General features: G+C 45.9%; 18 protein-coding genes. All 18 read left to right on the forward strand.

Translation table 11 applies throughout. From position 1 onward, the window contains the following. The first annotated feature begins 327 nt into the window (after positions 1-327). Complete coding sequence (locus tag XYCOK13_RS13795; RefSeq protein WP_213412752.1) at positions 328-738, forward strand: TIGR03826 family flagellar region protein; 411 nt, start codon at positions 328-330, stop codon at positions 736-738. A gap of 101 nt (positions 739-839) precedes the next feature. Beyond that, positions 840-1,094, forward strand: coding sequence for a flagellar biosynthesis anti-sigma factor FlgM (flgM, locus tag XYCOK13_RS13800; protein WP_213412753.1), 255 nt, complete (start codon positions 840-842; stop codon positions 1,092-1,094). A gap of 15 nt (positions 1,095-1,109) precedes the next feature. Continuing rightward, entirely contained in the window at positions 1,110-1,604 is a 495-nt protein-coding gene (locus XYCOK13_RS13805; protein ID WP_213412754.1) for a flagellar protein FlgN, read from the forward strand. 15 nt (positions 1,605-1,619) lie between these two features. Then, positions 1,620-3,221, forward strand: a complete 1,602-nt coding sequence (gene flgK, locus XYCOK13_RS13810) for a flagellar hook-associated protein FlgK (protein ID WP_244865158.1) — start codon at positions 1,620-1,622, stop codon at positions 3,219-3,221. 12 nt (positions 3,222-3,233) lie between these two features. Then, positions 3,234-4,127: a flagellar hook-associated protein FlgL gene (gene flgL / locus XYCOK13_RS13815; protein ID WP_213412756.1), complete on the forward strand. Its 894-nt coding sequence runs from the start codon at positions 3,234-3,236 to the stop codon at positions 4,125-4,127. Between the two features lie 13 nt (positions 4,128-4,140). Beyond that, positions 4,141-4,692 carry a DUF6470 family protein gene (locus tag XYCOK13_RS13820; RefSeq protein ID WP_213412757.1) on the forward strand — a complete coding sequence of 184 codons (552 nt, stop codon included), beginning with the start codon at positions 4,141-4,143 and terminating at the stop codon, positions 4,690-4,692. A 14-nt stretch (positions 4,693-4,706) separates the two neighbouring features. Continuing rightward, the gene (gene fliW / locus XYCOK13_RS13825; protein ID WP_213412758.1) at positions 4,707-5,153 is read left to right on the forward strand and encodes a flagellar assembly protein FliW; all 447 of its coding nucleotides are present in this window, start codon (positions 4,707-4,709) and stop codon (positions 5,151-5,153) included. A 3-nt stretch (positions 5,154-5,156) separates the two neighbouring features. After that, on the forward strand, positions 5,157-5,405 hold the full coding sequence (gene csrA / locus XYCOK13_RS13830) for a carbon storage regulator CsrA (RefSeq protein WP_213412759.1): 249 nt from the start codon (positions 5,157-5,159) through the stop codon (positions 5,403-5,405). Positions 5,406-5,427: 22 nt separating this feature from the next. Further along, complete coding sequence (locus XYCOK13_RS13835) at positions 5,428-5,805, forward strand: flagellar protein FlaG (RefSeq protein WP_213412760.1); 378 nt, start codon at positions 5,428-5,430, stop codon at positions 5,803-5,805. Positions 5,806-5,837: 32 nt separating this feature from the next. After that, the gene (fliD, locus tag XYCOK13_RS13840) at positions 5,838-7,322 is read left to right on the forward strand and encodes a flagellar filament capping protein FliD (protein WP_213412761.1); all 1,485 of its coding nucleotides are present in this window, start codon (positions 5,838-5,840) and stop codon (positions 7,320-7,322) included. Between the two features lie 24 nt (positions 7,323-7,346). After that, complete coding sequence (gene fliS / locus XYCOK13_RS13845) at positions 7,347-7,757, forward strand: flagellar export chaperone FliS (protein ID WP_213412762.1); 411 nt, start codon at positions 7,347-7,349, stop codon at positions 7,755-7,757. Beyond that, positions 7,741-8,136, forward strand: coding sequence for a hypothetical protein (locus tag XYCOK13_RS13850; protein WP_213412763.1), 396 nt, complete (start codon positions 7,741-7,743; stop codon positions 8,134-8,136). The genes fliS and XYCOK13_RS13850 overlap by 17 nt, the downstream gene beginning before the upstream one ends. 119 nt (positions 8,137-8,255) lie before the next feature. Beyond that, positions 8,256-9,074, forward strand: a complete 819-nt coding sequence (locus XYCOK13_RS13855; RefSeq protein WP_280520901.1) for a flagellin N-terminal helical domain-containing protein — start codon at positions 8,256-8,258, stop codon at positions 9,072-9,074. Positions 9,075-9,288: 214 nt separating this feature from the next. After that, positions 9,289-9,882 carry a DUF8042 domain-containing protein gene (locus tag XYCOK13_RS13865; RefSeq protein ID WP_213412765.1) on the forward strand — a complete coding sequence of 198 codons (594 nt, stop codon included), beginning with the start codon at positions 9,289-9,291 and terminating at the stop codon, positions 9,880-9,882. Between the two features lie 121 nt (positions 9,883-10,003). Next, complete coding sequence (locus XYCOK13_RS13870; RefSeq protein WP_213412766.1) at positions 10,004-11,893, forward strand: motility associated factor glycosyltransferase family protein; 1,890 nt, start codon at positions 10,004-10,006, stop codon at positions 11,891-11,893. Then, positions 11,890-12,900, forward strand: a complete 1,011-nt coding sequence (locus XYCOK13_RS13875; protein WP_213412767.1) for an NAD-dependent 4,6-dehydratase LegB — start codon at positions 11,890-11,892, stop codon at positions 12,898-12,900. The genes XYCOK13_RS13870 and XYCOK13_RS13875 overlap by 4 nt, the downstream gene beginning before the upstream one ends. A gap of 42 nt (positions 12,901-12,942) precedes the next feature. Next, positions 12,943-14,397: a hypothetical protein gene (locus XYCOK13_RS13880; RefSeq protein WP_213412768.1), complete on the forward strand. Its 1,455-nt coding sequence runs from the start codon at positions 12,943-12,945 to the stop codon at positions 14,395-14,397. A gap of 29 nt (positions 14,398-14,426) precedes the next feature. After that, complete coding sequence (locus tag XYCOK13_RS13885; protein ID WP_244865161.1) at positions 14,427-15,557, forward strand: ATP-grasp domain-containing protein; 1,131 nt, start codon at positions 14,427-14,429, stop codon at positions 15,555-15,557. Positions 15,558-15,561: the final 4 nt, after the last annotated feature.

Raw genomic sequence — 15,561 nt, forward strand, 5'->3', positions numbered from 1 at the left:
GACCGAGTCATTTTGCACGAATAAAAAATAACGAACCTTGTTGGACTTCGATAGTCGGAGCCTCGGGCAAATTTGGCGGAAGTTTGGATCAGGCCCGAATGAAGACAACCCAATCCCTATCCGTTAGAATCCCTGATCCTTCCCCGAACCTCGCGTGAAGCTGGCTTCATGCCGCCTGCAATTTTGTGCTGCGCCCGGCAACCTTTACGTATGCTCGGTCAAGACAATGTTGGTGCTGCAATCGACTTCCATATATACAAGTTTGTCGAAATCATGTACACTAAAGACAAGCAATGGTTAAAACATGGAAAACGGGAGGCAATCATAATGGGATTGAATGTTGCCAATTGCCCGCGTTGCGGCAGAATTTTTGCCAGGGGTCTGCATGACGTGTGCCCGGCTTGCGTCAAGGAGATCGAGAACGAATACGAAGTGTGCGCCGAATATCTGCGAGAGAATAAGGGTGCGAACATGCACGAGTTGAGCGAGGCAACCCAAGTGTCGATTCGTCAGATTACGAAGTTTATTCGGGAAGGACGCATCTCGCTGATGGGCTTGCCGAATATGGGTTTCCCTTGCGAGTCTTGCGGCATTATGATTCGCAGCGGCACGCTGTGCGACGGCTGCCGCAGCAACCTGCAGAAGGGCATCAGCGCCATCAAGGCGGATCAAGAGGTTCGTGAACGTCCGAAGATGCCGACGAACAAGTGGAACTTCGAGATCAAAAAGCGAGACTAAAAAAACCTTCCTCATGTATAAACTAATAACAAACGCGAACCGATAATAGGATTATACGATTATCGGTTTTTTTATTATTGCCTGATAAAGAGGTGTACACGATGAAGATCAACGATGCCGGAAGGATCGGAGCCATCCAGCAATACCGCAAGTCGCAAGGCAGTGGATTGGATAAGGCCGGCAAGCCCCAAGCGAAGGACGAAGTGCAGATATCCCCGCAGGCGAAAGAACTGCACGGCACACAATATGCGGAGCGAAGCGACAGAATCGAGAGCTTGAAGAAAGCGGTCAGCACGGGAACCTACCATGTGGAGGCCAACAAGATCGCCGAGAAGCTCTTGCCATACATTTATTAAGAAGCAGGTGATAGCGTGTCCGTAACCCCACTCATCAACAGTCTGGAGAGCATCATCGCCTGTTATTTGCGTCTGATCGAGCTTGGCGAATCGAAGAAACAAGTCTTGATTCAGAACAAGGTTGATCAACTGAATGCGATTGTCAATCAAGAGAACAAAGTCATCAAGGAATTGGAAGCGGCTGAGAAGGAGCGCGAGGTGACAGTGCGGCGCTACTTCCGGGAGAAGGGGCTGCGAATCCGGATTCCGACGACGATAGACGATTTGGTCAAGGCTACGGTATCCATGCAGGACAAGCAACGCCTGTCAAGCTGCGGCGAAAGATTGCGCGAAGCGGCGGCGAAGCTGCAAGAGACGAATCATGCCAACCAGGAATTGCTGCAGCAGATGATGGACTACGTGCAATATTCACTGGATCTCCTGGTGCCGGATGACGACGTGACGTACCAGAATCCGGTGCGATCTTCCGGCGGCACCAAGAATGCTCGGATGTTTGATACAAAAGCCTGAATAGGCTGAGGAGGAATGGCAGTGTTTTCTACATTTCATGGACTAGAAACGAGTAAACGCGCCCTGTTTACGCAGCGTGTAGCGCTGAATACGATGGGTCACAATATTGCGAATGCGGCAACTGAAGGGTATTCGCGGCAGCGGGTGAATATGACGGCTACCCGCCCGATGGACGCTCCTGCCTTTGCCAGAAGCAATGCCCCGGGACAAATTGGAACAGGCGTAGAGTACAGCAGTGTTGTCAGGCTGCGCGACAATTACCTGGACATGCAGTTCCGGCGGGAGAATCAATCTATGGGCGAGTGGGGTGTGCGTGATGCCACAATGCGCTCCCTGGAGAAGATTATCAACGAGCCATCCGAAAGCGGGCTGCGCGCAGTGATGGACGAGTTCTGGAATTCTTGGGAAGTGCTTAATCGCGATCCTCAGCTGTTGAGCGCTCGCGTGGATGTTGTCGGGACAGCGGTCAACCTGGTGGATACGTTGAAGCATATCGATACGTCTCTTAACACATTGGCGGCCGACTTGGACAACAACATCGGAAGAAAAGTAACCGAAGCGAACAACATCATTGAAAATATCGCGATCTTGAACGGGCTTATCCGCAAGACGGAAGGATTGGGCAACAACGCGAACGATTACCGGGACAAGCGCGATTTGCTCATCGATCAGCTTTCCACCTTGGTGGATGTGGAAGTGACGGAGACGCCTGACGGCATCCTGTCCATTACATCGGCGGGTGTGCAGGTGGTTAACCATGAAGCGGTAGTGCCGCTTGCCGCAGCGAATGCTGCAGGCGCGACTGCAGGGGAATTAGCAGGCTATGAAGCGTCCAAAGCGGAAGTGGAGACACTGCGGCAGCAGCTTAACGCTATGGTCAATACGCTGATGACCGGAACGGTCGAGGTTCAAGTGCAAAACGGCTACGTCGCATCCAAGGACATGGTTGCCCTTGTGGATGTAAGGCTGGAGAATGGCACTGTCATACCGGCTGGCGAAACGATTCCAGAGGGATCGCGCATAGAAGCGGCCGACCCGGCACAGTCTTTCATTCGGTTGGAAGTAAACGGATTTAACGGCTTGCATCAACTGGGCTACGGCTTGTCCAACCCGCCTTCGGGGAACCGATCATTTTTCACCACTACGGATGGTTCCGCAACCTTTACAATAGCGAATATCCAAGTAAACCCCGACATACAAAAAAATACGGATTTGATCGCGGCTTCGGGCAAGTACGATATTGTGGGGACCGATGCTCAGGTCATTCGCGGCAACAGTGACATAGCCCATGCCATTGCGGGGCTGCGGGATAAGGTCTTTACATATCCGCAGAATGTGACATCCTTGTCCCAAGGAACGACGGACGACTACTTCCGTGCATTGACGGGGGATCTGGGAATTAGGGCAGCTAATACAACGCGTAATTACAACAATCAGAGGGATCTGGTAGATGCGATTAATATGAGGCGGCAGGAAGTGAGCGGCGTGTCTCTGGATGAAGAGATGTCGGATATGATCAGGTTTCAGCATGCATACAATGCGGCGGCTCGCAATATGACGGCCGTGGACGAGATGCTGGATCGGATCATCAACGGAATGGGAATTGTGGGCAGATAGGAGGCGGACTAAATGCGGGTAACGAATAGCATGCAGAGTATTCAATTGCTGTCTAACGTGCGCAATACGCATGCCAACATCCTGAAATGGCAGGACAAGCTGTCTACAGGACAGCGCATCCAACGCCCTGGAGACGATCCGGTCGGAATAGGGTATATGATGCGGTATAACACCGAACTGAATCGGTACGATGAGTTTTTGGAGAATGCCCGTACAGGAAACGGTTGGTTGCGAACGATGGACGACCTGATGCAGCAATCCAACGATGTATTAAAGAGAGCGAAGGATCTGGTGCAGCGAGCGGCTACAGGTACAACTCCGGATGATGCACGAGCGCAGATAGCCGCCGAGATCAAACAGTTGAAGGAACAACTGGTTGCGATCGGCAACAGCACGTATGCGGGTCGATATATGTTCAATGGACAAAAGACTGATCTGCCACCGTACACGATTAACAATGCTGCGAATGATGTAACCGACAAGGGAGTTTACTACTTGAATGTAAGTCCGTCTGTCACCGTACCAGTTAGCATAACTGGCGAGATGATCTACGGTGAAGCAGGCGCACCAGACAATGTGTTCAAAGTGCTTGATGATATCATAACGCACTTGGAAACCCCTGGTAGTCAGTCGGATCTGTTGAATGACATGAATCTGATCGATCAGGCTTCGGACCGCATATCTGTCAGCTGGGCGGAAATTGGAGCAAGAATGAACCGCTTCGAATTGGTGGAAAACCGCATCCTTGATGAAGTAGCCAGTCTGAAGCAGCTTCGCTCGGAAATGGGCGATGTCGATATGGCTGAAGCGATTATGGAGATCAAGCTGCAGGAGAATGTGCTGCAGGCAGCCTTGGCGACAGGGGCACGCATTATGCAGGTATCCTTGGTCGACTTTATCCGATAATGGCGGTGCATGAATGAATACACAGCTGCAAATCCGATCCAGTCTGGCGCAGTTGGGCCTACGGATTACTCCATTGGAGATGAATATCAAGCAAGAATTGCCAAAGGTTGAAATCGAGTCGAAACCGGCCGATATGAAGATTCAGCGGCATGAGCCTGTCTTGCAAGCCGATTGGACACAGGTGTGGGAAGATCTGGGTTTGAAGCGTCCTTCGACGCTTGCGGCTGAACGCAAGACTGAAAGTGAGCAGCAAGCCCTTGAGTTCATTCAACGCACTGCGCAAAATGGGGATCGAGTGGCCAATCTGAAGGCACGGGAAGAAAACGTGTTTGGCAATATTGCGCGAGACGAATTTTTCCGAAGAAGGGGCGAGGTTCAGGTTGTGCTGGATGCGCTCCCCAATCAGGGACCCAAATGGCAGGTTGATGTCCGCCCGCCGGAGATTGAAATCACACCGAATCAGCCTGTGGTTCGTGTCCATGACACAAGGCCGCAAATTGATGTTCGTCTGGGCGATGTTGAAGTCTACTTGGAAAAAGAGCCGATCGTGGATATATACGTATAACCGGAGGCGAAAGCATGGCCATCAAAAGCAATGAGGAAGTTATCGTAATTGAAAGCAGGCTTTATGGACGAATGGAAGTGCCCAAGCGGCAAATATATCGATTTGACCGCGGCATTGTGGGTATTGCAGAGCATCGGCAGTATGCCATCATTGGGGTGGAGGATTCAGCCTTTTTTACGATGCATGCCATCGATGGCAGCCTGTGCTTTCACCTGATCTCAGCCTCCGTTGTGGCGCAAGATTATCAATTTGTCATAGACGAAGAAACGGTGAAGCTGCTGCAGGCGGAGTCAGCCGAGAGCATCGCTGTTTTCCTCATTGTAAATGCGATCGATGATCGGCTATACGTCAATCTGAAGGCTCCTATTCTTATTGCGCCAGAGAATTTGACAGGCTGTCAATATATTATATCGGATAAGGATTACCCGATCCGCTTTCCGTTGGAAAGCGAGGAGACTTGAACCATGCTTGTGCTGAAGCGAAAAGTCGGAGAAACGATTGTGATTGGCGAGGGTATTGAAGTGCAGGTGCTTGGCATTGAAGGGGAAAGCGTCAAGATCGGAATCGACGCTCCGAAAGATGTGCAGATTCTGCGGAAGGAACTGTACGACAGCATTCGGGAAGAAAATGTTCGGGCAGCCGTTCAGCATCTGCCCCAGGAACAGCTTCAAAAATTATTGCGTCAGCAATTCAATCATACAAAAACAGAATAATATGTCGAGGAGGATGGCCAGGATGAGCGTGATTCAAAATCTGGACTCGCATTCCCAATGGTCACAAGCGCGTATCTCCCCTACATCTCAGAACACAACCGCAAAATTGTCAGGAGAGGCGAAAGAAGAAGGATTAGGGAAGCCAAAGTTTGACCTGAGCAAACTCAACGAGGAGCAGAAGGAAAGCTTCAAGCAAGAGCTGGATAAGCTGAATGAGTCCATTCATTCATCGGGCAAGGTATTGCGCTTCAAGTATAATGACGAAATCAACCAGTACTACGTGGAAGTGCTAAATGCCAAAACACAGGAAGTCGTGGCGAGTTTGCCTCCTGAATTTCTGATTGACTTGTCCATTAAAATGAAGGAACTTATTGGATTGTTTATCGACGAGCGAAGATAATATGGAAATCTTGAATTTTGGGAGGGATCGACATGAGCTTTAGTTTAAGCGGACTTGCCTCCGGCCTTGATACAGCTACACTGATTAAACAGTTGGTCGAGCTGGAGAAACAACCGATTTATCGCGAAGAAGCGAGGGTAAAGACCTTTACCAGTCAACAGAGTGTATTCCGCAACATCAACACAAAGCTGATGACCTTGCGTACCGCGGCGGCCGATTTGAAGCTGGGCGCCAACTTCAAGCTTACTTCTGCGACGAATTCGAATGACAATGTTGCGAAAGTGACAGCTTCCGAATCTGCCTTAAAGGGCGATTACGCGATTGAAGTGGATTCACTTGCGAAAGCACATGTGATGCGATTGGAAGGGAGTTCCGGAACGATTGGTACTGCTCTTCAAGGTACAATAACCATTTATAACGAGAATTTGAAGACAGAAGACAAATCGTTAAGCATTAACATTGATACGTCTGATAATCCAGAAGCTACATATGAAGATGTGATGAAGCAAATCGCCAATGCCATCAATAGTAAAGATGCAGGGGTTACAGCTTCAGTCATTGAAACAGAGGCCGGAAAGACCAGCCTTGTGCTGACATCTGCAGAAACTGGCGAAGCCCACAGTATCCAGTTTGACAATAGTGTAACCGGACCAGATGGCTCAAAGGTGACCATTAAAGATGAGAGCGGTATTTTCAATGCTATTAGTGCGAAAAATGCAGATAACCAGCCAATCGGTTTCGTCCAAGCGCAACAAGCTGAGAATGCTGTATTCACAGTGAACGGCGTTTCGGTTACAAGAAGCACGAACACGGTATCCGACGTTATTCAAGGCGTCACGATTAGCTTGGTAGCCAGGGGAGAAACCACTGTTAATGTAGCAAGGGATGCGGATAAAGTTGCGGATAAAGTGAAAGCTTTTGTCGACGCCTACAACGACGTCATGAAGACGATTCGTGACAATACGAGGAAGCTGGACAGCAACGCCACAACGAAGAACTTGCAAGGCGATTCGACACTCCGTTCTCTGCAATCTGCACTATCGGATTGGAGTGTTCGTAGAGTGGATGGAACAATAGATGGATACCACCTATTGTCGGATATAGGCATTGAAGCGGATAAGGGCGTAACAGTTGGCAGCAGCATGACGGGCCAATTAAGCTTCAACCGGGAACTTTTTATCGAGAAGTTCAATGAAAACCCCGAAGCAGTCTTTCATATGTTCGGTCATGATGACACTTCGGATGCCAACAGAGACGGTTTTGCCAGAATCTTTGACGAAGCCTTGCCTAGTTGGACAAGCTCAGTCGATGGAATTATTCAAGGCCGGATCAAGGGCTACGATTCGCAAATTAGTGATACCAAGGAAAGAATAGAGAGGCTGGAAAATTCGTTGCTTCGCAAGGAAGAACAGTTGAAGCGGCAATTTACAGCGATGGAGGTCGCGCTTTCACAACTACAAAGCCAACAAGCTTGGATGACCAGCCAGTTGGCATCACTTTCGACTTCATATTATTAGAACTAGGAAGGGATGAAGACCGTGATGAATCCGCAGCATGCCGGATATCAGGCATATAAGAAAAATAAATACGAAACGGCATCCCCGCACAAATTGATTTCATTGCTGTATACCGCATGTTTGCAGAACGGAAATCGAGCCAAACAAGCGCTGGTCGAAGGGAAAAAAGAGGAAGCGCACACGGCCATTTTGAAAATGCAGGACATTGTCTACGAACTGATTGCTTGTCTGAATGAGGAACAAGGTGGAGAGCTTTCTCAAAATTTAAAGCGAATTTATCTGTATGTCATTGATCGTCTTGTCGAGGCAAACCTGCAAAAAACGGTTGAACCTATTGAAGAGGTCATAGAGTTGATTGAATCGATTCGCAGTGCTTGGGAGCAAATCGGCAAAGACATTCATATGGGGCTGGCATCCAATGGCACAAGCGTCTGAGCATTTGGATCTCTACGAGAGGCTGCTGCTGGTCAGCGGTCAGTTGCTGGAGTGGGCAGAAGCCACGGAATGGGATGACCAGGTCTTGGCTAAGGGAAGCGCATTGCAGAGGGAATGGAACGAACTTCAGGAGATGATTCGCGCCAAAGAAGAGAAGCTGGGGATACAATTATCTCAGCTGCCTTATGCTGACGAGCTCCGCCCTATCGCCGAACGAATTGCTAAGATGCAAGAGGTGACGGCCTCTGTCCTCCAGGAACGCATGAGCATGCTGGGCAAATCGATGAAGGGCCTGCAGCAAACCAAGACAGTCCTGAATGCATACGCTGAACCGGAGGAAGCGGTTCATACGGCTTACTTTTTCGATGAAAAAAAATAATTTTTTTTACTAGAAATTTATCGGAAAAAGCTAAAACTTCACAAGGCTGCTTCCGATAAATATATTAGAACCGCAAGGACGCGGTTACTACTCAAATCCATCAAGGAGGATGAAACACTATGTCGATGTACATCAACACAAACGTAAGCGCGATCAACTCGCATCGCAACCTGTCGTTCAACAACACACAAATGGGTAAAACCATGGAAAAACTTTCTTCCGGTTACCGGATCAACCGTGCTGCTGATGACGCAGCTGGCTTGGCTATCTCCGAGAAGATGCGTTTCCAAATCAACGGCTACAACCAAGCAATGCGGAATGCGCAAGACGGTATTTCCTTGCTGCAGACAGCTGAAGGTGCGCTGACTGAAGTTCATTCCATGCTGCAGCGTATGAACACGCTGGCAAACCAAGCGTCTACAGGTACTTATCAGGATGAAGATCGTTCGAATCTTCAACTTGAAGTTACGCAGCTTCTTGCTGAGATTAATAACATTGCCGGATCCACTACATTCAATGGTGTTCAGCTTCTGAACACAGCAAGCGGAACTGTAACATTCCAAATTGGCGCGTTGGATTCCAACACTCTTCAAGCTAACCTAGCCGATATGAGAACGGATGCATTGGGACTGAGTGGCATTAACATTTCTACTCAATCCGGTGCTAGCGCTGCACTGTCTATCATTCAAAGTGCCATTAATACCGTGTCGACGACTCGTGCTGAGTTTGGTGCGGTGCAGAACCGACTGGAACACACAATCAACAACCTGGGTGTAACAGCTGAGAACCTGGCTGCATCCGAATCCCGTATCCGTAATGCCGACATGGCGAAGGAAATGACGGAATTCACTCGCAACCAAATCTTGGTTCAAGCGGGAACAGCTATGCTGGCTCAAGCAAATGCTGTACCACAAGGTGTGCTGAGACTTCTCGGCTAATTTCAATCACTGAAACATAGTAACAACCTCCTGTCTGTGCTGTGTCACAACGGGAGGTTGTTTTCCCTATGCAACAAAAACATTTACTTGATCGATCTGCAGTCATGGCAGGTCGATTCTTTTTTTGCATAAAAAACCAAGGTTATTATTGCATTTTAAAATGCTTTTGCAATAGCCGATAAATAAAGAAAGAGTAGAAAAGGTGTTGAAAGATATGGAGATTGCAGTAGATTCGAAGGTAGTATCGCAACAAAAAATGAGTTTAGGGCAATTTAATGACTGGTGGAAACAGGCGACTGGAGACATATTACGCAACGGCAAGTTTCTCTACATGGTCATTGTGGACGATATGGAATTTTATGCGGATTACGAATCGTATATCGTACAGCATTTTGACAAGATCCATAAGGTGAACTTGATTACAAAGGGCGAGTTGGAATCCGCAGAAGAAACAATTGCTGAAATATGTAATTACAATTTGAAATTACTGCAGTCGTGCTCCTTGGTTTCGAGCGGCTTTTATGGTGAACCAGACACAGATCATTGGAATTTGTTTTCAAAGTTTATTGAAGGTGTTCAGTGGTTATCGCAATCGATATTGTTCGTGGAGACAATATTAGAAAAGCATAATCACAGCTTAACGAATGCCCAATCGATGAAACCTGTGATTCAAATGATGCAAGAGAAAATTGCGATGTTAGATGAGGCTGTAACTACATCCGATTACACACTAATGGGTGATATTGTTCAGTATGAGTTCACTGAGCTGTTTCAGCAGATTGATCAGCTGTTTAGGGAAGAAGGCTAGGAATGTGATCTTGTGTCCCGGCAAACCTTATCATGGTGCTAACTTCCAGTGATTTTATGATTGCATGCCATTATATTTAGGGATAAGATTATCTATATTATGGAATTTGGGTGAATCATTCATGAAAGACTACACCGTTACCAATCTAATAATATTCCGGGAGTACTATCCCAATTTATATCGTATATTAAGGAACAAAACCAGAGACAGCTTGAAGTATGAATTGATGGATAGTAGATCAGGGCTAAGAACATTGCAGTACACTAACAAGGACAAGCAAATCTTGACACCCATTCACAGCAAATATGATCCAATGAATGAAGCTGAGAAGTGGATAGGTCAGCAATACGACAAGTTGGCCCGATCCAGACATATTATCATTTACGGATTTGGATTAGGCTACCATATTGAGAAACTGATATATGAATTTCCTGATGTTAACCTTTATATATATGAGCCCGACATCGAGATCATGCTGGCGAGTATGGAAGCAAGAGATTTGTCATCAATCTTGAAACACAGTCGAATTATTTCATTTGCTGTCGGTAATGAAGAGCAAGTGCGCAGAAGCTTTTTGCAAGGCGTGCTGAACCACATCAAGGATTCAGTTGAAGTGTTGCAACTACCTTCATACTCGAAGCTGTTTGCTGAACAAATCAACCAAATGAATGAAGATATGCAGAAGTCTATTATGGATGTAAGAGGATCCATGCATACTGCGATGAAGTATCAGAACGAATGGACCGAAAATATCTTGAAGAACATGCCCAAGGTGCTGACAAGCAATTCAATGGGAAGCCTTAAAAATGTGTTTAAGGACACACCCGCAATTATAGTAGGGTCAGGGCCTTCTTTAGCGGCTGACATAGAGTATATAAGAAAATTAAAAGAAAAGTGCGTTGTCATTGCGGCTGGATCAAGTATTCAAGCATTTCTTCACCATGAGCTGAGTCCGCATTTTGTCGTTTCAATGGATGGTTCTGAAATGAATTATAAAGTGTTTAAGGATTTGGACATGGGGAGCATTTCCCTCGTCTTTAGTCCAATGATCAAGTACAAGATACTTGAAAACATGGAATCCGAAAACCTATACCATTTATTTTTTAATAACGATAATCCTTCAACATATTTATATAATCTCAATGAACAAGATCTCACCGTGTTCACAACTGCTTCTGTTACCGGAACAGCTATCCAAATGGCTGTTCACTTGGGCTGTACGGATATCATATTGATGGGGCAGGACTTTTCATTCCCAGAGGATCAGTTTTATGCGGAAGGAGTAAAAGCAGATAAAGCTCGCGTAGAGAGAGTGTTAGCCAAAGCAACATTGCAGGTTCCTAACGTGAATGGCGGCTACAACAAAACTACACCTGTTCTATTAAACACACTCCATGATACCGAATTGCTGATTAGCAAGTACGACAAACAAGTGGGATTCGTGAATACCTCGAAAGTAGGGGCACGCATCAGGGGAACGGAATCGAAACCGATAGAGAAAGTCTATCACGAAATCATGGACAGATACGCAGATAATATTTCTGTAGAAGAGATCACGCGCTTTAATCGTGCAAAGCTTCCTGCCAGTAAAGTGAAGAGGACGAGATATCGCGTTCAGAAGTCTTTGGATGAATTGAGTGAATTGGGGGATCACTTACTTGTGCTGAATACAATGCTGCACAAGATACCAAGTTTGATTGGGAAGATGGACCTAGGCAAACTAACAAGCTTATTGGACCAAATTGATTCCGAATGGCAGTTGATCAACAAATATGCGGTAACCAAACATATGCTATCCTTTACCCTGCAAGTACAAATTTCAATTTTCCTAAGGTTTGTACCTGATATTAATGAAGCTGGTTCAGTTATGGAGAAAGCCGAATTATTACATAAACACTTGAGGAAGTTGATTCAAAATATAATGGACGTTACTCCATTTCTGGAGCAGGAATTATCAAAAGCAATTGAACGGATCGATAAGAGCTTGACCCAAGGAGTTGAAGTAGAGTGAATACAGGTACAAAAACTGTTTTAGTGACAGGTGCTGATGGTTTTATCGGATCGCATCTTGTGGAAGCTTTAATTCGTCATAATTATAATGTCAAGGCATTCGTCTACTATAATTCTTTTAGCTCATGGGGGTGGCTAGACCACATTCCAGAACACTTGAAGAAAGAGTTGGAGGTATTTGCTGGAGATATACGTGATCCATATGGAGTTAAGGAAGCGATGAAAGGTTGCGATATTGTACTCCATCTTGCTGCATTAATCGCGATCCCGTATTCCTATCATTCACCAGAGACTTATATTGATACCAATATAAAAGGCACATTAAATATAGTACAAGCTGCAAGAGAACTGGAAGTTGAGAAAGTCATTCACACTTCAACGAGCGAGGTTTACGGCACGGCATTAACGGTACCTATTTCGGAAGAACATCCATTGCAGGGTCAGTCCCCATATTCTGCTTCTAAAATTGGGGCTGATCAAATCGCAATGTCATTCTATCGATCTTTTGGAACACCCGTTTCAATTGTACGTCCATTTAATACCTATGGACCACGACAATCGGCTCGGGCGATTATCCCCACTGTCATTACTCAGATAGCCAATGGAGTGAGGGAGTTGAAACTGGGTTCATTGCATCCAACTAGAGACTTTAGTTATATCGATGATACGGTGGAAGGGTTTATTCACGCAATGCTTGAAGAGAAATCTGTAGGTGAAGTAGTGAACTTAGGGACAGGCTATGAAATTTCGATTAAAGAGACTGTAGAATTAATAGCGCGGATTATGGACAAGCAGGTTGCTATTACTACGGATACTCAGCGATTAAGGCCAGAGAAGAGTGAAGTGGAACGATTATGCTCGGATAATAGGAAGGCGAGAAATTTGTTGGGATGGAGTCCTAATTATGGGGATAGAGATGGTTTGATAAGGGGATTGACTCGAACGATAGAATGGTTCACTGCTAGTGAAAATCTAAGCCTATACAAGCATGAAAGGTACAATATATAGGTGGAGTGGCTTGGAGTAAAAAAATAGGAGCGTCGATTACAAATGACTATGGACACTCATCAGGTTATTTTAAGTACAGAGAGAAGAATCGAACAAATGGCGGGGGATAGCCGATCAAACAAAGCAATATATCTATTCGGCGGCAGCTCCGGCGCACGGATATTTTTGGAGGATTACCCTGCCATAAATGTAAAGCGGATCGTTGACAATGATCCCAAGAAATGGGGCACTACCTTGGAAGGGATTGAAATCTGCGAACCGGAAATTTTGAATCACGAAGTGCCCGATGATGTGCTTATATTCATTACTTCGATGTATGTGGAACAAATTTCACAGCAACTGGAACAGATGGGGTTTGTCCGAAATCAACATTTTACGTACGCATTGTCCATTCCAATGACCAGTCTAACTTGTTATATCGACCCTGAGGTAGGACCTGAAAGGTTTTTTCAGCACATGGCAGAAGCCGAAATTGATTATGTTATATTGCGATGGTACGAGCAGCTGCCTGATTGGAATTCTAAAGACATCGATATCCTAGTACGTGATAGCGATTATATGAAATTATACGGCATTCATGGATTCACGCTAACTCCAGGTGGGATTCCATGTGAAGTATATTGTGTCAACGGATTCAAAGAATCCAACCTGTGTCCATACTATCCCCCTTATCTAGCACAGTCGATTCTGGAACGAAAAATGCTCTGGAGAGGGAAATATTATGTGCCCGACGACCATGCGTATTTTTTTAGCTTAGCCTATCATGTAGTCTATCATAAAGCGGAAAAGTCAGGGTTGCCTATATACGCAGATTGTGAGAATCCTAAACTGCAACATGATAATAAATATGCGAGAAAATTATTGGAGTTAGCTACTTCATTGAAATATGAGGTTCCACTTAACTTGGAGTCATTGCACCAGTTTCTACAAAAGCACAACTGGGCGCCATCTATTGATACTGTTAGAAGATTGGCAATCGACAAAAGGAGCCCATGGTTGGAAAGCTTGCACCCTTCAACGAATAAACAAGCCGGTGAAGGGGAGTTTATGGTTTTTATCGTTCGGGAATGGGCTGTGGCGAACAACTTGTTGCAGGAAATCGAAGGTTGGTTAAGCCGCAACGGGTTAGAGATCATGCATACACAAGTGTTGGATCAAGTAGAGAAAGTCAATGCCGCACAGAGGATTAGAAGCGGGAATTGGGGAACGGATGCATGGGGGGAAAGTGGCGGAGAACCAGCGGCCGTAATTGCAGTATTTGATCGCGATCCAACGCCCGTGACGGACGAATTGCTCCAGGTCAATCCATATGTGAGGAATATGAAGTATTACATGAAGAGAATTCTGCGCGAGGACATTTGCAAGAAATACTTGGGAAGCAAAAAAGTGAATTTTATTCACAGTAGCGATGACGAAGCGGAAGCCTGGGAGTATGTGAGAGCGATATCACCTCAATTGGTTGAGCGTATCGAGAAGTGGTTGCGGGAAAAAGTTTGAACTAAAGAGGATGACTGACATTGGCTTATGTGATAAGTGTAGGAGCCGGAAAAAACCAACTTCCCTTTATACATGCACTTGAACAGAAAGGGTATAAGGTAATTTCGTTTGATCGCGATCAAGACGCGCCTGGCAAAGACAGGAGTGTTTTTTTTCAATCTATTAGCACTCACAACATAGAGGCTGCTATTCCATGGCTGGAGAGTCTGGGACTGGATTTTTTTACGATCGGGTGTTTTTCATGCGGTAAGGCATTGTTGACCCAGTATGGAATTGCAAAGCGATTTGCTCTTCCGGGCTCACTGGATGCAATGAAGGTGCTGATGAGCAGCGATAAGCGGATGATGCGTCGTATGCTTGAAGGCAAGGGGCTAAGTACCCTTGAGGAAATAGAAGTTGCGGACATGGCTGATGATCATGTGCTTGATCGGTACTTATTGAAGTCCCCCAACGGAATTGCGAGCAATGGCGTCCGAAGACTCACGAGCGAGGACCATCCTGCTGCTTTGAAAAAACAATGTCCAGACTGGTTCCTGCAAGAATATATCGATGGAGTCGAATATCGGGTATGCGTGATTGTTCAGGGTTCAGAGGTGAAGTATTGCTCTATTCTGGAAAGAACCAATCTCCATAATTCATTTATTATAGGAAGGCTAACGCCGGTTTTTTCAGATCAGGAGTTAGAGCAGTTCGTCCTGACAGCAGTAAGTCGGTTAGAAGTACAATCAGCGGTCTTAAAACTGGATATCGTGAAGCAAGGAAGCAGGATAGAAATCATTGAGCTCGACTTTGGTATTCCGGGGGACTACTTCGAAACGCATATAGCGCCTTATTGTCTTCAGTATCACTTTATTGACGCATATATCGATCTTATAACAATGAAGCCTATCATGAAACAAGCCCCAAGACCGGGCTTATACAATGTAGTTGATTTTATCTACAGCAACGATGCTCTAAACTATCCTGTGAACCATTCCAGAATAGAGAAGCTTGTGAGGACATTTGATGCGGACTGTTTATGGATTGAAACTCAAGCAGAACACACCGTTTTAGGTCCTCCACGGCATAATCAGGATTGTTTGTTTGGCCTGATACATAACCGGGCTGATTATTCTCATGATGAAGTGAATGCGTGGTTCAATATGCAGTTGAACTGCTGAAAGG

The sequence above is a fragment of the Xylanibacillus composti genome (assembly GCF_018403685.1).
Lineage (GTDB): Bacteria > Bacillota > Bacilli > Paenibacillales > K13 > Xylanibacillus > Xylanibacillus composti.